Raw genomic sequence first — 20,184 nt, 5'->3', positions numbered from 1 at the left:
GAGATTTAATGAAAGAAGCTGTGATCGTATCCATGGCGCGCACCGCAATCGGTAAAGCCAAGAAAGGCAGCCTCGCACAGACTCGTGCCGACGACTTGGGCAAGATCGTGTTGGAAGCCGTAATCGAACGAGCGCCTGGACTCAAAAAAGAAGATGTAGAGGATATAATCATCGGCTGCGCTATGCCGGAGGGCGAGCAAGGCTTGAACTTCGCGCGCATCATGTCGCTGTATGCTGGCTTCCCGGTTACAGTGCCGGCGCTGACGATTAATCGCTTCTGCTCCTCGGGATTGCAGGCGATCGCATTTGCAGCTGAGCGCATCATGCTCGGCCATGCCGAGGTGCTGGTCGCAGGCGGCGTAGAGAGCATGAGTCACGTTCCGATGACGGGCTTTAAGATATCGCCTAATACGAAGATCGTTGAGAGTATGCCGGAAGTCTACATCGGGATGGGGCATACAGCGGAGCATGTCGCTGAGCGCTTCGGTGTATCTCGCGAGGATCAAGACCGTTTTGCGGTTCGCTCGCATCGTTTAGCGGCACAAGCCATTGCTGAAGGCAAGTTCGTTGATGAGATCGTGCCATTCCAAGTGGAGATGAAGAGCGTCTCGGATGATGGCAAGGTGAATACGAAATCGTTCATATTTGACACGGATGAAGGCGTACGCGCCGACACTTCGCTCGAAGGACTTGCCAAGCTGAAGCCGGCGTTTAAGCTGGGCGGCAGTGTGACCGCTGGCAACGCGTCGCAGACTAGCGACGGCGCAGCAGCGGTCGTGATCATGAGCAAGGAGAAAGCCGAAGAGCTCGGCTTGAAGCCGCTTGCCACGTTCCGTTCTTTTGCACTTGCAGGCGTAGAGCCTGAGATTATGGGAGTTGGTCCTGTTAAGGCGATTCCGAAGGCGCTGCAGATGGCAGGGATCACGCTTGATGACGTTAGCCTATTTGAAATAAATGAAGCGTTCGCCTCCCAATGTGTGCATGTCATTCGCGAGCTCGGCATTGATGAAGAGAAGGTGAATGTGAATGGCGGAGCGATCGCACTAGGACATCCGCTGGGCTGCACAGGCACCAAGCTTACGACGACATTGATCAACGAACTTCGCCGACGCGGGGGCGGCTATGGAGTTGTATCTATGTGTATCGGCGGCGGTATGGGTGCGGCAGGCGTGTTTGAGGTTCATTCCTAATAACAAAGGAGAGGAAAAGTATGAGTCAAACGATGAGCAAGGTGTTGGGCGGGAGCTTTATTATTGAAGATGTAGAATATCAAAATGTAGTAACTCCAGAGGATTTCACGGAAGAGCATCGCATGATCGCGGAGACAACAGCAGATTTCGTTGCGGGTGATGTTGCTCCGCATGATGAAGCGATCGAGAAGCTGAATTACGAATTGACGGTTGATCTGATGCGTAAAGCGGGAGAATTGGGACTGCTCGGTGCCGATGTTCCTGAAGCATATGGCGGCTTAGGGCTTGATAAGGTCAGCTCAACGCTGATCAACGAGAATCTGACCAAAGCATCTGCCTTTGCGCTTTCTGTCGGCGCTCATGTCGGCATCGGCACACTGCCAATCGTCTACTTTGGTACAGAAGAGCAGAAGCAGAAGTACCTTCCAACGCTCGTAACAGGCGAGAAGATCGCCGCTTACTGCTTGACTGAGCCATCATCCGGCTCTGATGCGCAAGGCGCGAAGACGACTGCAGTTCTTACAGAGGACGGTTCCCATTATGTGCTGAATGGCACGAAGCAATTTATTACGAATGCCGGATTTGCGGACATCTTTATTGTATACGCCAAGGTAAATGGAACCGACTTCAGCACATTCATCGTAGAGCGTACGATGGAAGGTGTCAGCATCGGACCAGAAGAGAAGAAGATGGGCATCAAGGGTTCATCCACTTGTCCATTGATTCTGGAAGACGTGAAGGTGCCGGTGGAGAACCTGCTGTGGGAGGTTGGCAAGGGTCACCTGATCGCATTCAACATCTTGAACATCGGCCGTTTTAAGCTGGCGGCAGGCTGTGTCGGCGGCTCCAAGGATTCGATCGAATATGCTGCTAAGTACGCGAATGAGCGCACTCAATTCGGACGCAAGATCTCATCCTTCCCGCTAATCGGGAAGAAGCTTGCTGAAATGAATATAAAGTCATATGTGCTGGAAAGCATGGTTTATCGTACGGCTGGTTTATTCGATGTCGGCTTGGCTGAAGTGGATCATGGAAGTCCGAATGTCGGCTATCAATCAGCCAAGGCAATAGCTGAGTACCAGTTAGAATGCTCTATCAACAAAGTATTTGGCTCCGAAACGCTAGATTTCATCGTAGACGAAGCTGTACAGATTCACGGTGGTTACGGGTTCATTCAAGAGTATCGCGTCGAGCGCAATTATAGAGATTCTCGCATCAACCGTATATTCGAAGGCACAAACGAAATTAACCGCTTGCTGATTCCGGGCTCATTGATCAAGCGCGCGATGAAGGGCGAGCTGCCATTGATGCAGAAGGCCATGTCGCTGCAGTCAGAGCTTCTGAGCTTCATGCCAGGTCAATTATTCGAGGGTACGCTTGCACAGGAAACTCATCTGCTGTCGATGGCGAAGAAGATCTTCTTGATGGCTGGCGCGCAAGCCGTACAGAAATATCAAATGAAGCTTGAGCAGGAACAAGAAGTGCTGAGCCATCTGGCTGATATGATGATCTCGGTGTTTGCGATGGAAAGCGCTTTGCTGCGTACTCGCAAGATGATTGATCGTGCAGGTGAAGCGAAGTCGCAGAATGCGATCGATATGACGATTGTGTTCATTCATGATGAGTTTGAGAAGATCGAACAATGGGCAAAAGAGGTTCTTGCACATATGGAGTCAGGGGATACACTTCGCACTCAACTCTCGATCTTGAAGAAGCTTGCAAGAAGAACAACAGAGAATACCATTGTTTTGAAACGTCAAATCGCTGCCAAGGTTATCGAAGCAGAAAAATATGTAGTCTAAATCATGTCTCGAGATTGGAGCTGTAGTCATGCCCAATAAACCTTGGTTAGAGAGTTATCCAGTCGAGGTCCCTGCGGAATATCCATATCCTAAGCATAATTTGGCGCAACTGTTAATTGACACAGCAACAAAGTATCCCCATAAGACAGCTTTAGACTTTATGGGGAAGAAGTTATCCTATCAAACCTTGCTAGATTCGGCTTACCGTTTTGCGAATGCCTTGCTTCGGCTTGGCATTCGCAAGGGTGACCGAGTTGCCGTCATGCTGCCGAACAGCCCGCAGTGCGTGATCGCTTATTATGGCACGCTGCTAGCAGGCTGTACAGTCGTGATGACGAATCCGCTCTACATGCCGCGTGAGCTGGAGCACCAGTTGAAGGATGCCGGCGCTCGCATCATTGTGACGCTCGACGCACTCGTCGCTCGCGTGAAGAAATCGACGGAATCCTCACCGTTGGATTACATCTTGGTTACATCGATTCAGGATTATTTACCTTTTCCAAAAAACTTGCTGTATCCGATCAAAGCTAAAAAAGACGGCATGGCAGCTACCGTTTCGTATGACGAGAAAGTTCGATCCTTTGTCCATTTTCTCAAGGATTCAACGGCTCAGCCGATATCCGTACCTGTTGATTCAGAGGAAGATCTGGCGCTGATTCAGTATACTGGCGGTACAACAGGCTATGCCAAGGGTGTCATGCTCACGCATCACAATATGATTGCCAACACGATTCAGACAAGGCTATGGTTCTACCGTGCTAGGGTCGGCGAAGAAAAATATTTGGCGGCGCTTCCTTTCTTCCATGTATTTGGAATGACGGTGCTGCTGAATCAAGCTGTCTACTTGGCGGGAACCTTGATTCTGCTGCCGCGCTTTGATGCGAGTCAAGTGCTGAAGGTTATTGATAAGCAGAAGCCGTCCGTATTTCCAGGTGCACCGACCATGTACATTGGCTTAATTAATCACCCGGATGTGAAGAAGTACGATTTATCCTCAGTCAATATCTGTATTAGCGGAGCTGCGCCGCTGCCGTTAGAGGTACAGGAGCAGTTTGAACTGATTACTGGCGGTAAGCTGATTGAAGGCTATGGACTCACCGAGGCGTCTCCTGTTACACATGTGAATAACATATGGGAGAAACGAAAGAGCGGCTCGATTGGCATTCCAATTCCGGATACCGAATCCCGCATCGTGAATCCAGAAACAGGCGAGGAATTGCCTCTTGGGGAAATAGGAGAACTCGTGATTCGCGGACCGCAGGTGATGAAGGGGTACTGGCAGAGACCTGAAGAAACGTCTCAGGCGATGCGGGACGGCTGGCTGTTTACGGGTGATCTGGGTAAAGTCGATAATGAGGGCTATGTGTACATTTTAGATCGTCGCAAGGATCTGATCATCGCAAGCGGCTATAATATCTATCCGCGAGAAATTGAAGAGGTGCTGTTCGAGCATCCTGATATCGAGGAAGCTGTTGTTGCCGGCATCTATGATCAATATCGCGGTGAGACCGTTAAGGCGTATATCGTGCTGAAAAATGGGTGTAAGCAGGATCCGGATGGATTGAAGCGCTGGTGCAAGGAAAGATTAGCGGCATATAAAGTACCGCAAGTCTACGAATACCGTGAGTCACTGCCGAAGACTTTGGTTGGTAAAGTGCTTCGCCGCAAGCTAATCGAAGAAGATGCTGAGAAGATGAGCAAGCAGCAGAAGACGGACCCGCCAGTACAGGTAAACGGTAAGTGAATACGGGTAGATATCACACATCAGGAACAGGGGAGCGTCTGCCATGGAATTGGAAGCTATTATGAACCATCCGTATTATTCTAAACTCGCATCTGCAGCTAAAAATACGTTCTGGGAATATCTTGGCTGCAATATCGAGGAAATAAGTGACAAGCATGTCGTCGTGTCTCTGGATATTAAGCAGCATCATCTGAACTTGATCGGCATTCTGCATGGCGGCGTACATGCTACGATGATTGACTCCGCTATGGGGCTGATCGTGATGCTTGTTCGTCCGAATGAAAGTGTAGTAACCACAAACTTAAATTTGAACTATTTAGCACCGATGTCTGAGGGCCGCATCTATGTAACCGCAGAACTGGTACATAGTTCACGGAAGATGATGACGGCGCAGGCATCTGCGCGCAAAGAGAACGGTGAGCTGTGCGCTACCGGTACCGGAACATTCCGAGTCATCGATAGACCGGTTACTTCATCCGACAGCGGAGGTGATACCGATGGCCATACTCGATGAATTGCAGCAATTAGCAGATCTGATGCACGCGGAGCCGGAAGCCATACGTTCGCTGAATGCTGTATACCAGTTCAATCTGGGAGATAGCGAGATCTATCAGGTCAAGTTTCGCGAAGGGAATGTCGAAGTTATCGACGGGGATGCTTTGACAGCGGATTGTACGCTGACTCTTTCAGCTGACAATCTGCGTAAGCTGTTGAAGGATGAGCTTAATACCACGATGGCGTTCATGATGCGCACGCTCAAGGTTGATGGCAAGGTAGGGCTTGCCTTAAAGCTGCAGGAAATATTGAAATCGTATACGAGCTAACAAAACAGGCTGCTGCGGCAGCCTGTTTTGTTGTGGCTGCGACTACTTGCCCTTGCGGGTCAATTGCGCCAGCATATCCCACTGCTCGTCGTTAACCTCGAGCAGGTCATTGAATTGACCGGCGCCCTGCAGCCACTCGCCGCCGTCAATCGTGATCACTTCGCCATTAATATAGCTGGCGTAGTCAGATATGAGGTAGGCTGCAAGATTAGCCAGCTCTTCTTTATCGCCGACACGCCGCATCGGGATGCGGTCCATCATCCGCTGCTCTAATTCTGGCGTAGGCATGAGCCGCGACCAAGCTCCATCCGTCGGAAATGGTCCCGGTGCAATCGCAACCTGGCGTATTCCATGTCTCGACCATTCTACTGCGAGGGATCGGGTAAGCGCCAGTACACCGGCTTTCGCTGCTGCTGACGGTACGACAAATCCTGAGCCTGTCGATGCATATGTAGTCACAATGTTCAGCATCGTACCGGAATGCCCGTTCTCGATCCAACGTTTGCCAACTTCTAATGTCGTATAAAATGTACCATGAAGCACGATGTTGAGCACTGCGTCTACGGCGCGCGGGGACAGCCGCTCTGTCGGGCTGATGAAATTGCCTGCCGCATTGTTAATCAGCACATCGATACGTCCGAAATGCTGTTCAACAGCTTCAACTAGATCTTGAATCTGAACGGGGTCTCGAACATCGCATGGCTTATAGAACACGGTATTGTCGCTGATGCTCATTTCCTCAGAAGCTTTCTTCAACACTTCTTCACGTCGGCTCGTGATGGCTAAGCGTGCGCCAAGCTTAAGAAACTTCTCTCCCATAGCGCGTCCCAGACCAGTTGCTCCTCCGGTGATCAGGACAACTTTATCCTTCAGCAATTCGTTTGAGAACGGTTCCATGATTCATGCTCCTTTACGGAATAGTGCAATGCTTCAATAAACAAAACTACCAACATATAACTAATATAGATAAAATGAGTCGTTTAGTATAGATCATTCAGTCGATTATCTCAAGAGTATATTAGTAATATAAGGGAAATATGTATTAAATCGAATGCATTATATGGTAACATGTAGACATCAATATGATGATCATATGTAAATATGAACTAAGCATGGAAAAGGAGATAGCGATGAAAGCGATAGGTAAGTTTGCTTATGCTGTTATCTGTGCCATCATTTTAGTAGGCTGCAGTTCGGAATCAATCAGCCAACCGCTAATAGACTCATTCGAGAATTCAGCAAAGAGGGTCGACATATGGAGCTCCATTCATTATGAGTTAATTACAGACGAAAATCTGATTGAACAAGTAGAGCCGTCGGCTGAGCCAGGCTCGATCCTGATCAATATCATGGTGGATCTGATGAATAGAGGCGAGATGCGCGCGGATTCTATTCATTATACATTTAATGAAGCAGTACCGTATCGATATACACACGGAAGCGGGACGGATGGACCAGGGCATGGATACTTGGATCAAGGTGAGAATTTCCGGATGTATCGCTACTATACATTCAGCAATATGGATGATGTGAATGACTTCATAAGCAATTCAGTTATCCGAGTCGAATGGAAAGAGGAAGAATCAATCAACCAGCTCTTATTGAAGCTGCCTGGTAAGCCGACTCAATAGCCACATGAAGTCATCAATATTGTTAGATCACTTAGCTCGTGACACACAATCTAGAGAGGAATAAGAACGATCTTTATGAACATACAAGTATCACAGCAACTAGAGCGAATGAGAACGGAGTGATGTAATGACAATACGTGTACGTACTGAACAACATGAAGATCATCAAGCAATCCGAGATGTGAATATAGCAGCCTTCGACAACCGGAATGATGAAGCTGATCTTGTGGATCGAATTCGCCAATCCTTATACTATGTGCCAATGCTGTCGATCATAGCGGAAGATGACGGGGAGATCGTGGGTCATTTGATGCTTAGTGAAGCAGAAGTGACGGAGGGCGATCAGCATCATAAGGTGATTGCGCTTGCGCCGATTGCTGTTATGCCAGACCGTCAGCGAGAAGGGATCGGCAAGCTTTTGATTGAGGTAGGGTTGAAGAGGTGCAAGGAGCTGGGATACTCCCTCGTGCTGCTGATTGGGCATCCGACCTATTATCCGAAGTTTGGCTTTGTACCGGCGAGAGCGCATGGCTTAGAGCTGCGCCAGTTCCAAGTGCCAGATGAGGTGTTTATGGTGTATGAACTGCAAGAGCACGCGCTTGAGCGAATTTCGGGCGAGTTGAAGTACCCTCCTGCCTTTTTCGGAAATGAATGACTGGAACTCGATCAGATTCGAATAAGAAACCGTGATGATGCACTCTCCCATGATGGGTGGCGTGCATTTTTCATAGGTATGAATAGGTCGTACAATCAATATTAGGGTTGTAAATTGGATGTGTAAAATTTATGCTAGTTAAGAGCCAGGGGAATCTGCTATGTGAGCTGCTGCTAAGGGGTGATAGATATGAGATTCGAGTCAAAGTATGTGAACAATAATGGTGTATCCATACACTACCTAGATTCCGCAACGTATGCGGATCCAGCACTTGTTCCATTAATCATCTGTCCAGGCCTGTCTGAAACGGCAGAAGAATATGTGGACGTACTTGAATATTTGTTGCCGAGAAGATGCGTGGTGCTATCATTTAGGGGAAGAGGCAATAGCAGCACTCCTTTGAGAGGCTACGATCTTGAGGAGCATATTACAGATATCGAATGTGTGCGATCTGATATTGGAATTGAGCAATTCCATCTCCTCGGGTATTCTCGAGGGGCATCGTATGCTCTCGGTTTCGCTCATAAGCATGCGGACAGCATCCGATCGCTATTGCTGGAGGATTATCCGGCGGAGCATAAGCAAATGCCGCTTGAATGGGCAGATGAATATATACTAGATTATTTAATTCCTTTTCATCGTGAACACCATATACGAGAGGACGCCGTCAGAGGAATACAGGCAGACTCCACTCAGATTGACCTCGCACGCAAGCTGGAGCTTCCCGTACTTATTATGAGAGGCTTGCTGCCAGGATCCTTAATTAGCGATGCCGATCTCTGCCAGTATAGGAATATGATTCAGCACCTTACCGTACAGGAGTTTGCACATTCGGGCCACAATATTCGGGGTACAGAGAAGAGTTTGTTATTCACGACCATCTATCAATATTTAGCTCAACATGAATAAGTTTATTGAAAATAGAGTCCAGAAGGGAACGTATTTATCGAGGTTTCTTTTCGTTTAGAGGCTTAGGAGGATTGACATGAAATACCCTATTATATTATTTGACGCTGATGAAACCTTGTTTGACTTCGCTGCTACAGAATCATTCGCTTTAACGCAGACGTGCAAAGAGATCGGAATCGTATGCGACGAAGAGCAGATAGCAAGTTATAAGAGCATTAACAAGCAGTTGTGGAATGAGCTGGAGAAAGGGCTTATCACGTCTCAAGTGTTGAGAACGGAAAGGTTCAGAAGATGGTTTGCCGCCCACAATTGGCAATCGGAGTTCGATGCTGGAGGAGTTAGCTCTTCTTATATTAAATATTTGGCTGAGGGTGCGTTCTTAATTGACGGCGCGGTTGAGCTATGCGAGCAATTATTAAGCGCTGGTTACCGTCTGTCGATCATTACAAATGGTATTAAGGAAGTTCAACTAGGCAGAATCGGCAGATCCCAGCTTCAACATACGTTCGAGCACATCATCATTTCTGAAGTGACGGGTTATCAGAAGCCGCAGACCGGCATTTTTGATTATGCGTTCGACAAAATGGGTATACGGGATAAGCAGGGGGTTCTGATGGTAGGCGATTCACTTAGCTCTGATATTCAGGGTGGAATCAATTATGGGATCGATACGTGCTGGTATAACCCGCAGCAGAATGCCAATCCAACTACAATCGTTCCGAATTACGAAATTAGCAAGCTATCCGAGCTGTTGATGTATGTATAATCGATTCTCATGAAAGTTACAGTGAATATGTGCAAATTGAAAGGAGATTACGATTATGGCGATTGCCGAGATTACGATCATCCCACTTGGGACAGGTTCAACGAGTGTTAGTGAGTATGTTGCTCGCATTGAAAATGTGTTAGCGGGACTAGAAGGAGTTACTCATGAGCTTACACCAATGAGCACGATCATAGAAGGTCCGATTGACCGTCTGTTTGAGGTTATTCGCATCTTGCATGAAGTACCGTTTGAGCAAGGAGTCGGCCGTGTATCGACTTCCATCAAGATTGACGATCGTCGAGATAAGCCAAGCTCTAGAGCTCAGAAGCTTCAATCTGTAGCCGAGAAGCTGAAGCATTAACATGAAAACGTCCAAATGGCTGTGATTACCGCACACCATTTGGACGTTTTGTAGTTTATGTGGATTACATAAATGAAGCTATCTCATCCACTGGAAGTCGGGAAGAACCGTATGCAGGGGCTGCTGCTTTGCCTAGTGCTATTAAAACGACAGGGAAGTGATGATCTGGCAGCTCGAAGCGCTGTGCAAACTTCACTTTATCGAATCCGCCCATCGTTACTGTATCGTAGCCGCGATCTTTTGCAATCAGCATCAACTGCATGGAGATTAATCCTGCATCAAAGCTGGCGATGTTGCGCAATACCGCTTGTGGCGCATTTGGATAGATTGCGTTCGTAGAAGTAATCATACGCTCTTTACTAACCTCATCCATGAAGCCTTCCGCCACATTTTGAGAATAGATTTGATCGACTTTTTTATACATTTCATAATCGCCAATTACCGCAATAATAGCTGAACAAGTTTCTACTTGAGCTTGATTGTTAGCAATCGCGCGCAGTTCCTTCTTCACTTCTTGATCCTGAATGACAAGAAAGCGCCATGGCTGCAGATTGCTGGAAGATGGAGCAGAAGTGGCTTGCTTCAGCATATCCTTAATTTCTTCTTGATCTATTGTGAATGCAGGGTCGTAGACACGAACCGATTGACGTTCATGCATAATTTTTTCTAAATGTGACACAGATGATTTCCTCCTAGATGGGTCAAATGATATTTCGTTTATAACTTACCATTAGTTAGTTGGTGAAGTCAAGTGTTTAAATTTTAAAACGTATAATTGTTGCTTACTGTCTGTCTCGTTTAATAAAATGGAATAATAAGGAATATGTAATGGAACGAGAGGTGAAGGTATGGGATTGTTTTTGAAAGTCATTGGGATTGTCATGATTGGATGGGGAACTATGCTGGGTGTGAATGTGGCAGAACCCATCACAGTAATTGTAAGTATATTAGGTGGATGTGTGCTGATGGCGCTAGGCCAATTTGTCGATATCTTCGAAGATATGAGGAATCGTCATTCACTGGAATTGCCGCTTAGTAAGCAGCAGGTAAGAACAATAATTAGGCACTCCACGCGATATCAATTTATCTCCAATGATCTGAAGCTGTATTCGGGTGATAGGAAAGAGTATCCACTGGTTCTATTAGAAGGGGAGCAGTACATTCGCGCCAGTCTATTCCATGAATACATGGCTATTGATATTAACGAATACACCTTCGCTTTCCCCGAGAGAGCATCGGTTATTCTACATAGCCACTACTCGTATTATCCTGGTGTAGAGCTGTTCGAGTTAGATGACGCATTGTTTGTAAAAGTGACCAGCTTGGGCATAACGCTCACCCTGCATCAGAATTGTATGATGATTGGATATTGAAGAAACTAAAATGACCAAAAGTAGCAAATTTCCCATGATTACCATCATAGTCAAAGGAGTCATAATCCCGTAATATTAAAGGTTGGCAAGTAGAGAAATATAGGAGAGTGACTATGGTGGAGTTGCCAAAAACATCTAGAACTAAAATTGTAATTCGCGTAGAAATGATCAAAGATACAGAAGCATTTGGACGAGTAGCTACTGCTATCGGTGAAGCAGGCGGCGATATCGTGGCAATAGATGTCGGTAAATCTGATCAGAACACAACAATTCGTGATATTACGGTTAATTTGAATGATGCGAATGGAAAAAACCTCATTGCGGAGCAGTTGAATAAGCTTAATGGTGTTAAGGTTCTACAAGTGTCGGATCAAACCTTCTTTATGCACTTAGGCGGGAAGATTGAAGTTACTCCGAAAGTGGCCATTAAGTCTCGTGATGATCTATCACGCGTCTACACGCCTGGTGTAGCCAACGTATGCATGTCTATTCACGAAGATCCGAATAAAGCTCATACGTTAACGATTAAGCGCAACACCATTGCTGTCGTTTCCGATGGTACAGCAGTATTGGGCTTAGGTGATATTGGCCCTCTTGCAGCAATGCCTGTTATGGAAGGCAAGGCGATGTTATTCAAGCAGTTTGCTGATGTTGATGCTTTCCCTATATGCTTGAATACTCAAGATACGGAAGAAATTATTGAAACGATTAAACGGATTGCTCCAGCCTTCGGCGGGATCAATCTTGAAGATATCTCATCGCCTCGATGCTTTGAAATCGAGAAGAGACTGAGTGAAGAAATTGACATTCCTGTATTCCATGATGATCAGCATGGAACAGCGGTTGTCCTGCTTGCAGGATTATATAATGCGGTGAAAGTAGTAGGTAAGCGTCTCGAAGACTGCAAGGTAGTACTTTGCGGTATCGGCGCTGCGGGAACAGCTTGTACCAAAATATTGCTTGCAGCGGGCGTTACGCGTATTATCGGAGTGGACCGCAAGGGAGCTTTGGTCCAAGGTCAGAACTATGAAAATGAAACTTGGCAATGGTATGCGGAGAATACGAATCCGGAGCGTGAGACTGGATCATTGTCCGAGGTCATTGAAGGTGCAGACATCTTCATCGGTGTTTCCGGTCCTGGCGTATTGAAACGCGAGCATATTAGCAAGATGGCGAAGGATCCTATCGTGTTCGCGATGGCTAATCCTACACCTGAGATACTCCCAGAAGAAGCAGAAGGGCTTGTACGCGTTATGGCAACTGGTCGCTCGGACTATCCGAACCAGATTAACAATGTACTCTGCTTCCCGGGTTTATTCCGTGGCCTGCTCGATTGCCGAGCATCGCAGATTACAGAAGAGATGAAGCTTGCAGTTGCTAAAGCGATCGCATCCGTCATTACCGAAGATGAATTGAACGAGTATAATATTATTCCGAGTGTGTTCAATCCTCATGTTGCGGAAAAAGTAAAAGAGGCTGTCATTCATGCCGCGTGCACTTCAGGCGTCGCTCGCCACGAGGATGTAGGCGCTTAGTAGAATATGATGATTACAGGGGACGGTGTAGCCGAAAGGCTGCGCCGTCTTTTTCACAAACTATGTGTTTCTTAGAAATAGGTGATGTTGGTTCATCATTCAATTATAAAATGGAGTCATGGTTTGAAGCTGTTCGACCAATTGATATTTATTGTTGTGCGAATCGTATGAGGGGGTTGCAATTTAGCGGGGAAGGGGTGGGGTTCTAAAGTGGAAGAAATAATAATAACTAACGGCAATGAAATACCGCATTTCTCTATGCATGTAAAGAAAAGGTAAACATTGGTATGACATTAATCCGTGTGAGCATATAGTAGATATTTCTAAGGCAGTAGATGTATTACGTTCGATTTTATAAAAAATTTGAGCCCACCGACCTTAATCCTGTGGAATTCAGGACGAAGGCCGGTTATTTTTTTGTTTATTTGACGGGTTTTTCTTACAATTTCACAAAACTATTGATAGATGTTAAACTTCTACATATATGTTAGACCGTTCAATCGTACATAGAAGAAGGTGTGAATCGATGAACTATAATGAGATATTATTGCAATTAGGAGCTGACTACTTGCAGGATTCTATGCCGGCAGATCTAGTATGTGCATTTGCTGGGGGTTCAGTAGGCCGAGGAGAAGCGGATGAGTACAGTGATCTGGATCTGATTTATTATGTATTAGAATCGAATAGAAGTGACAGCACCAATATTATATACAACAATCAGGCGATCCAATTGGATATTCATACGATGCCTCAACGATCAGATATCGAACAGAACCCCTGGGATTATCGATTTATGCTGGAAGCAAAGGTTATATATGATCCTGCCGGCAAGTTCGAACAATTGCGTGAAGAAGCGATATCTTATCTGAACTCGTGTGAGGGCCGTCAGCTTATACTAAAGCAGGCTAGTGAAGTTGTGCAGTCTCGAATTCAATGGCTGCATCACAGCATACAAGATGAGCAGTGGATAACCGCGGGGCTGGCTGCGCATTCTGCCGTCATCGACGCGGCGTTTGCATACGCTTATTTTACAGCGGGAGAGGTGTCTACAGGGGGATTGTTAAAATGTCTGAGCGCACTTGATTCTCTCGAACTGCTGAAACAGCTCGTGTTTCTAGGATGCTCACAGCCGTCAGAGATCGATCGATGGCTTGAAGCTTTGAGTATGTACAGTACCCATGTGCGCGATCAATATGGAACTAACTTCGCATTAGATAGCATCCAAGATTCTCTTGTCAGACGAAAAGTCGCTCGCTTTATACAGAATGGGGACTGGCACAATATCCATTGGCAAATTGCAGGTGAGGCGTTCTGGTGCTACCTTTCTATAGCGAAAGAAGGCATGACCTTGGAACAGCATATACAACAGTTGCCTGCTTCTATACAAGCTGCGATGAACGATCTTGGTTTTAAGCCGCGCTCCGTTGAGCAGTTAGCGCAATTAGAGTCTGCTGCAGTTAGTATCCTGAAGGAAATCAAGATGGTATAGGGGACAGATGCGATGAAGGGCATAAAATGGATTCGCTATTCAGCAACAACAGTCATCATCTTGTATTCACTATGTGTGCTTTACTTGATGCTGTTTGGCTTTGGAAGGTCTAATATTCAAGGCGAGGAATTAAGGTATAACCTGATCCCTTTTGTAACGATCAAGCAGTTTCTTCAAGTGGACAACTTTAACTTCATGATCTGGTTCATTAATATAGTTGGCAATATCGGAGTCTTCGTTCCGTTTGGTGTATTGATCCCGATCATAATCAAGGTACGCCTATGGAAATTCATTCTGTTGTTTATGACAAGCATTACGATCATGGAAGTACTACAGATGCTAAGCAGACGAGGCAGCTTTGATATCGACGATATCATTCTGAATACGTTGGGAGTTCTCATAGGTTACAGCATATATAGATGTCTCTTATTTATTGTCCGCAGTACAGAATCCTCTGGGTCAAGCTATTCATAGATAATAGCTTGCGACTTGCCCAGCACTTATGTAACAATGAGTTTATATTCATTATTGCAATCAGATGTCCGACATTAAGCCATGCCGCTTGCTGAGTATTGGGTGCAGTATTTCTCTCCTGAGAGTAAGCAACGCTGTTATACTTATAGAATGCTGTTAAGGAGACGTGTCGTGAATGGTCCGCAAGTTAATGAATCGCTTCACTGAGGAAATGGTAGTACATTGCGGTAATAATCTTCTCTCGATATATCTGACTGGAAGTTTTGTCAGAGGTGAGCAGACAGCAGACTCGGATGTAGATGTAATCTGCTTCTTTCATTCACTGTCGATCGAAAACCTGTCGATTGTGGGTAAGGTTATTAACGGCATAAACGATTCTGATAGCAAATTTGAACTGAATCTAAAGTGCCTGACGTTAAACGAGTATATGAATCTTGGGTTCAATCGTTATATCAGTCCATTATTATATTATGAAGGTCAGCTCATCTATGGTCTTGAGCTGCTTGTACAACCCTCTAACCAAGCCCTCTTGAGCTTCAGTAAGAGATTGCTTGCAGATTCTGTGATGAATCTCCGCAATCACTTATCCTATATTGAACCTGCGGGACTGCTTACAGATGGAAGATTGCGTCATTGGGTCATTAAGCCCTTATGTGTGGCCCTGCGTGTAGAACGATTATTAGCAACCAGCCAATTTCCGTTCAGTTACCATGAGCTGTTGTCAAGTGACATCACGGTACAGGAGCAGATCGTTGTAGCCTGGCTTATGATACCCGATAACTTAAGGTATGATGTCCTTAACGATGTGATGGGTGTGCGCAAGACTTTATTGGAAGCGTCAGCTTCCTTAATGGATCGACTTCATACCATCGAAATCTTATAACAACTAGGGAACCGTTCCTATAAATATAATACAACGACCGCATATGACCCGGCCTAGAATCGCAAATATCGATGGCTGGGTCTTGCTGTATACAGGAAAGGATGATGAGTTATGAACATTAATTCTATTACACTCCCTTCAACATGGGGGAGAGATGTGAAGCATCGACACATTTCCAATGGTTCATCTTCTCTTGTGGTTTGTTTTCCTGGGCTTAGCTATTCATGCGATCTGCCAGTATTGTATTATGCTGCGAAGAGCGCAATGGAAAGTAATCACGACGCATTATTGCTGGAGTATGGCTATCAAAGTGCAAGAGTATCGTTTAACCAAGATCAACTAGGTCAGGTCATTCAGGAATGCAAGGAGGCGATCTTGCAGACAGCCTCCTCATATGAGCAGCTCATATTTGTGAGCAAGAGCTTGGGCACACTTGTGGCGGGTGAAGTTGCCGCTGCTATTGATCATGTACCCGTTAGTCATCTGTTTTTAACACCGATTAATGCATCCGTTCCGTACATCCAGAACAATCGAGGGGCTGTAATTTACGGCACGAAAGATGACTCATTCAGTGAGGACAGCATTCGTACAATCAAGGGTCTTCAGGATATTGAAGTATTTCCGATTCGGGAAGCTTCACACGCGTTGGAGGTTGATACCGTCAGTCACTCCTTACTGGTTATGCGAGAAATCGTTTTGATATATAATGACTTTTTCCAAAGGCTACGTTAAACTCGACTGTTGATACAATCCAAAGCTCGAGAGTCAAGGTATGGAAATTGTTTACAACAAATTCTCGATGGAAAAGGATTAAATGATTCGTATAATCGATGAAGCCTGAGCTATTACTCTGTTGGATAGAGGTGTACTTATGAAATGGTACCAGAACGCAATACGCTATATTGAAACACACGGTAATAACATAGAGCGTGCACGTTTAAAATATATAGCCCAGGATCATCCAATCTCAGAACAGGAGCTAGCTGATTTCTTCAATAATCAAAGAAGCGATGGCGGCTGGGCGCCATTCTGGGATGTGAACTATAGTTCGTTGGATGCTTCATGCTTCAAATTAGCTCAACTTGAACAAACTGGGGTTGTATCTTGTCCGATAATAGACGAGACAATATCATTCATGGAGCTGAGACAGAGCCCCGATGGATCGTTTGAAGAAGATCGAAGTGTTGGAGATCGCTGCCCGCCATGGGCTGCGCCAGGTAATCTTCAAGCCCAACTGTACTTGACTGCAAACTGTTCATTCTGGATTAGCAGGTATCGTCCACAATCTGTATACGCAGAGCGAGGAGCGTTATATATACGGGATAGGCTGAATAATGAAGGATATTTATCTTCATACATGCATACCAACTGGCTGAGTGCTGGACTGTTTAAACTGATCGGCTGGGAAGAGGAAGCAGGGCTGCTGACAGACTATATGTCTAAAGTGATCCATGAATTATCGGCTGATCAGTTAGCTTGGATGGCGAGTACGATGATCATAGCAGGATTTCCTCCAGATGATCTATTGTTACATAGAGCTGTTGACTTATTAATTTCGATGCAAGCCGAGTCAGGATACTGGGATAGTGCCGATGGCGAATGGCACCGCGTACACGCTTCTATTGAAGCGTTAAGAGCGATTCAATATGTGTTGCCTGCAGATCATCCGATGTACATTCGATAAGGATCAATCAGATTCATATAGCAGCTAGGGAGGCGTACGCTTGTGGAATCATATATATTCTGTCCTTTGTGTGGTGATAAGCTGATAGGCACTTATGTAATAGGAAAGAGTTACAGACACTGTCCTTCAGGTCATTATACGTATTATCCGAATCAAGTAGTTGGTGCAGTCGGAGTTGTACATCACGATGGCAAGATCTTATTAGAGCGCAGAGGCATAGAGCCGGGATATGGCTTATGGGGATTGCCGGGAGGTATGGCTGAGCAAGGAGAATCGATTGAGAGATGCATCATCCGTGAAGTCTATGAGGAAACAGGATTGCAGATCGAAGTTATTTCTTTGCTGGATGTACTTGGGGGTATGCAAGCCTGTATCGTAGGGTATGAGGCTAGAGTTGTCGGCGGCAGCATTCGAAAGTCTGAAGAGTCGATTGAACTAGCGTGGTTCTCGTTGGAGCACATCCCGTTCGCGGAGTTTGCATTTCCTCGTCATACCGCGATCTTACGAAAATGGATCGAACATCATCCAGCATATCGAGGTGCTTTATGAGTGAATTGATCCCTTCAATACGACTGCTTCAACATATTGAAGATTCTGAGATTGACTATATGAACAATCGCATGCTTGCCATTATGAATCGAAATGGCAACCCAGAAGGTGTTGAAGTTGCACGATTCGGGCATACGATCTGTTTATACAGTAGAACGATGCCCTGGCCGGCATTTAATACGGTCAAAGGGCTGTGTAGTGCGGATCTGGAGCATTTGGATTCGATCATAGAATTCTATCGTTCACGTAATCGAAAGATTCAATTTGAGCTTGTACCGGGTCTTGCTGATCATCATGTACTAAAGTCGCTTGCGGACCGAGGATTTTACCAATCTGGATATCACGCGTCTTTATATAGAGAGCCAATCGAATTCTCACTAGAGCCGAATGAACATATTACGGTTCGAGAATTGCAAGAGGATGAGCTTGAGCTATACGCAGCGATACATTGCAGAGGGTTCGGGCTGGGGGATGACGGTATCGCTAGCGTCGCACAGAACAATATCGTGCTGTTTCTTCAAGATCAATGGAAGTATTATGTCGCGGAATGGAACGGTGAGCCTGCTGCGGTTGGCGTTATGTACATAAACAATGGAATTGCATCCTTAACATCTGCGGCAACGCTGCCCCAATACCGTAATAATGGATTGCAGCGGCGGTTATTAATGCGAAGAATTGAGGAGGCTTATCGACATCATTGCGTGATGGTTGTCAGTCAATGTGCTCTCTCGACTCAGAGCCATCGCAATATGGAGCATGTCGGGATGAGGATCGGATACGTGCGTGCGACATGGACGGATTTAACCTATTAATCTAATAGAGGTGCTGCACAATGTCAATTGTTCGAGTTGGAATCATAGGCACGGGGTTTGGATTGTCAGTCCATGCTCCGCTATTCAATCACCATGAAGGATTTGAAGTACGTGCAATTGCTAGCGTGTATCGAAAAGATAAGTTGATGGAGTCAAACACGTTCGCGGAAGCTCGCATATATAGTGATTGGAAAGAGATGCTTGATCATGAAGATCTAGACCTTGTAACGATTACTTCTCTGCCGGTGCTTCATCATGATATGGCGCTATATGCGCTATCAAAAGGGCTGCATGTCCTATGTGAGAAACCGATGGCATATAATGGCGATGAATCCAGTCGAATGCTTGAATCACTGAGGCATGCCAATAAGCTTGGCTTCGTTAATTTTCAATGGAGATGGCTTCCTGTAAGGCAAGCGATCAGATCGATACTAGATCAGAAGCGGCTAGGAACCGTTCAACATATTCGTTATCAAGGAAGCTTCTCGGGATATCAAGCCTTAACGTCAACTCATCTTGGATGGGAAGGCAGGAAAGATCAAGGCGGAGGGATGCTGTTCGCCGTTGGATCTCATATGCTTGATTCATTGATGTGGTGGATGGACCAACCGATTCGCAATGTGTACTCGTTGATGGAAACGAAAGTACCTCATCGGATAGGAGAACTCAATGCAGAAGTGAGAGATGCAGATGATGCATTTCATGTAGTGGGACATTTTGCAGAGGGTGCTTCGTTTTCAACTGAACTCTATAATCCCGCGGTTCGAGGAACTGGTTGGCTGCTTGAAATTTATGGAACACAAGGGACGCTAATCATGACAAATGATCGAGAGATAAAGGTTAGCTATGGAGGTGAGTTTCAAGCTATTGAAGTGGAGAATATAGAGCCGCCATCGGCATTGAACTCTCCAGCCAAGGATTATTTCAACGGATTCCACCAAATGATGAACGCACTCCATGCGTCAATCACGAATGGAACGAATATGCCTGGATTGGCGACATTTGAGGATGGACATCGAGTTCAGCAGGTCTTGGATGCTGTAAGGCTCTCCGCTGAGCAACATGTACGAATTTCGTGCCAATGATGTGCAGATAGACTTAGTTCAGATATAAGGGGCTGACTCATTAGTATATGGGAAAGCCCCTGTTTTAAGCTCGGGAGACGGTTAGGAAAGCTGAGACGTCAATTTTGTGCATCTCAGCCCATTTTCGGGCTGATTTTGGAGCTGAGATGTAGTTTTTCGACGTCTCAGCTATGTTTTCCGGCTCGCTGAGGCGTTTCTGCCGTCTGAGACGTCAATTTTGTGCATCTCAGTCCTTTTTCGGGCTGATTTTGGAGCTGAGATGTAGTTTTTCGACGTCTCAGCTATGTTTTCCGGCTCGCCGAGGCGTTTCTGCCCTCTGAGACGTCAATTTTGTGCATCTCAGCCCTTTTTCGGGCTGATTTTGGAGCTGAGATGTAGTTTTTTAACGTTTCAACTGATATAGACCGTTCCAAGATGG

General features: G+C 45.8%; 22 protein-coding genes. 20 read left to right on the top strand and 2 right to left on the bottom strand.

What is annotated here, in order from left to right; translation table 11 throughout:
- Positions 1-8: 8 nt before the first annotated feature.
- Genes ACXX53_RS08120 through ACXX53_RS08100 form a run of 5 tightly spaced genes read left to right on the top strand, consistent with a single transcriptional unit; the run spans position 9 to position 5,560 of the window.
- Positions 9-1,190 carry an acetyl-CoA C-acetyltransferase gene (locus ACXX53_RS08120; RefSeq protein ID WP_458568121.1) on the top strand — a complete coding sequence of 394 codons (1,182 nt, stop codon included), beginning with the start codon at positions 9-11 and terminating at the stop codon, positions 1,188-1,190.
- A gap of 20 nt (positions 1,191-1,210) precedes the next feature.
- Positions 1,211-2,992 (top strand): acyl-CoA dehydrogenase family protein, encoded by a 1,782-nt coding sequence (locus ACXX53_RS08115; RefSeq protein WP_458568120.1) that lies wholly within the window; start codon positions 1,211-1,213, stop codon positions 2,990-2,992.
- Between the two features lie 28 nt (positions 2,993-3,020).
- Positions 3,021-4,736 carry a long-chain-fatty-acid--CoA ligase gene (locus ACXX53_RS08110; protein ID WP_458568119.1) on the top strand — a complete coding sequence of 572 codons (1,716 nt, stop codon included), beginning with the start codon at positions 3,021-3,023 and terminating at the stop codon, positions 4,734-4,736.
- Between the two features lie 43 nt (positions 4,737-4,779).
- Positions 4,780-5,250: a PaaI family thioesterase gene (locus ACXX53_RS08105; protein WP_458568118.1), complete on the top strand. Its 471-nt coding sequence runs from the start codon at positions 4,780-4,782 to the stop codon at positions 5,248-5,250.
- Positions 5,234-5,560, top strand: a complete 327-nt coding sequence (locus tag ACXX53_RS08100) for an SCP2 sterol-binding domain-containing protein (RefSeq protein WP_458568117.1) — start codon at positions 5,234-5,236, stop codon at positions 5,558-5,560. The genes ACXX53_RS08105 and ACXX53_RS08100 overlap by 17 nt, the downstream gene beginning before the upstream one ends.
- Before the next feature lie 42 nt (positions 5,561-5,602).
- On the opposite strand, the gene ACXX53_RS08095 is transcribed toward ACXX53_RS08100, so the two are convergent.
- Positions 5,603-6,457 carry an SDR family oxidoreductase gene (locus ACXX53_RS08095; RefSeq protein WP_458568116.1) on the bottom strand — a complete coding sequence of 285 codons (855 nt, stop codon included), beginning with the start codon at positions 6,455-6,457 and terminating at the stop codon, positions 5,603-5,605.
- Between the two features lie 215 nt (positions 6,458-6,672).
- On the opposite strand from ACXX53_RS08095, the gene ACXX53_RS08090 reads away from it, so the two are divergent.
- From ACXX53_RS08090 to ACXX53_RS08070, 5 genes are all read left to right on the top strand, one after another.
- Positions 6,673-7,191 carry a hypothetical protein gene (locus tag ACXX53_RS08090; protein ID WP_458568115.1) on the top strand — a complete coding sequence of 173 codons (519 nt, stop codon included), beginning with the start codon at positions 6,673-6,675 and terminating at the stop codon, positions 7,189-7,191.
- A 127-nt stretch (positions 7,192-7,318) separates the two neighbouring features.
- Positions 7,319-7,846: a GNAT family N-acetyltransferase gene (locus ACXX53_RS08085; protein ID WP_458568114.1), complete on the top strand. Its 528-nt coding sequence runs from the start codon at positions 7,319-7,321 to the stop codon at positions 7,844-7,846.
- A 189-nt stretch (positions 7,847-8,035) separates the two neighbouring features.
- The gene (locus ACXX53_RS08080) at positions 8,036-8,755 is read left to right on the top strand and encodes an alpha/beta fold hydrolase (RefSeq protein WP_458568113.1); all 720 of its coding nucleotides are present in this window, start codon (positions 8,036-8,038) and stop codon (positions 8,753-8,755) included.
- A gap of 76 nt (positions 8,756-8,831) precedes the next feature.
- Positions 8,832-9,521 carry a YjjG family noncanonical pyrimidine nucleotidase gene (locus ACXX53_RS08075; protein ID WP_458568112.1) on the top strand — a complete coding sequence of 230 codons (690 nt, stop codon included), beginning with the start codon at positions 8,832-8,834 and terminating at the stop codon, positions 9,519-9,521.
- A gap of 55 nt (positions 9,522-9,576) precedes the next feature.
- Positions 9,577-9,882, top strand: coding sequence for an MTH1187 family thiamine-binding protein (locus tag ACXX53_RS08070; RefSeq protein WP_458568111.1), 306 nt, complete (start codon positions 9,577-9,579; stop codon positions 9,880-9,882).
- A gap of 64 nt (positions 9,883-9,946) precedes the next feature.
- Here ACXX53_RS08070 and ACXX53_RS08065 read toward each other — a convergent pair whose 3' ends face one another.
- Positions 9,947-10,540: a nitroreductase family protein gene (locus tag ACXX53_RS08065; protein WP_458568374.1), complete on the bottom strand. Its 594-nt coding sequence runs from the start codon at positions 10,538-10,540 to the stop codon at positions 9,947-9,949.
- A gap of 190 nt (positions 10,541-10,730) precedes the next feature.
- On the opposite strand from ACXX53_RS08065, the gene ACXX53_RS08060 reads away from it, so the two are divergent.
- The 10 genes from ACXX53_RS08060 to ACXX53_RS08015 all read left to right on the top strand — a co-directional run bounded on the left by ACXX53_RS08060 (position 10,731) and on the right by ACXX53_RS08015 (position 19,766).
- Positions 10,731-11,255 (top strand): hypothetical protein, encoded by a 525-nt coding sequence (locus ACXX53_RS08060; RefSeq protein WP_458568110.1) that lies wholly within the window; start codon positions 10,731-10,733, stop codon positions 11,253-11,255.
- 113 nt (positions 11,256-11,368) lie between these two features.
- A complete protein-coding gene (locus ACXX53_RS08055) occupies positions 11,369-12,790 on the top strand; it encodes a malic enzyme-like NAD(P)-binding protein (RefSeq protein ID WP_458568109.1) in 1,422 nt (473 codons plus the stop codon).
- 526 nt (positions 12,791-13,316) lie between these two features.
- The gene (locus ACXX53_RS08050; RefSeq protein ID WP_458568108.1) at positions 13,317-14,279 is read left to right on the top strand and encodes a hypothetical protein; all 963 of its coding nucleotides are present in this window, start codon (positions 13,317-13,319) and stop codon (positions 14,277-14,279) included.
- Positions 14,280-14,291: 12 nt separating this feature from the next.
- Positions 14,292-14,753 carry a VanZ family protein gene (locus tag ACXX53_RS08045; protein ID WP_458568107.1) on the top strand — a complete coding sequence of 154 codons (462 nt, stop codon included), beginning with the start codon at positions 14,292-14,294 and terminating at the stop codon, positions 14,751-14,753.
- Positions 14,754-14,928: 175 nt separating this feature from the next.
- On the top strand, positions 14,929-15,636 hold the full coding sequence (locus tag ACXX53_RS08040; protein ID WP_458568106.1) for a nucleotidyltransferase domain-containing protein: 708 nt from the start codon (positions 14,929-14,931) through the stop codon (positions 15,634-15,636).
- 111 nt (positions 15,637-15,747) lie between these two features.
- Positions 15,748-16,368 carry an alpha/beta hydrolase gene (locus tag ACXX53_RS08035; RefSeq protein ID WP_458568105.1) on the top strand — a complete coding sequence of 207 codons (621 nt, stop codon included), beginning with the start codon at positions 15,748-15,750 and terminating at the stop codon, positions 16,366-16,368.
- 139 nt (positions 16,369-16,507) lie between these two features.
- Complete coding sequence (locus tag ACXX53_RS08030; protein WP_458568104.1) at positions 16,508-17,320, top strand: prenyltransferase/squalene oxidase repeat-containing protein; 813 nt, start codon at positions 16,508-16,510, stop codon at positions 17,318-17,320.
- Between the two features lie 42 nt (positions 17,321-17,362).
- A complete protein-coding gene (locus ACXX53_RS08025) occupies positions 17,363-17,869 on the top strand; it encodes an NUDIX hydrolase (protein ID WP_458568103.1) in 507 nt (168 codons plus the stop codon).
- On the top strand, positions 17,866-18,681 hold the full coding sequence (locus ACXX53_RS08020; protein ID WP_458568102.1) for a GNAT family N-acetyltransferase: 816 nt from the start codon (positions 17,866-17,868) through the stop codon (positions 18,679-18,681). Before ACXX53_RS08025 ends, ACXX53_RS08020 begins: the two co-directional genes overlap by 4 nt.
- A 20-nt stretch (positions 18,682-18,701) precedes the next feature.
- Positions 18,702-19,766, top strand: coding sequence for a Gfo/Idh/MocA family protein (locus ACXX53_RS08015; RefSeq protein WP_458568101.1), 1,065 nt, complete (start codon positions 18,702-18,704; stop codon positions 19,764-19,766).
- The last annotated feature ends 418 nt before the right edge of the window (positions 19,767-20,184 follow it).

Source organism: Paenibacillus marinisediminis (assembly GCF_054343325.1).
This window is presented reverse-complemented; position numbering and strand designations above follow the sequence as displayed.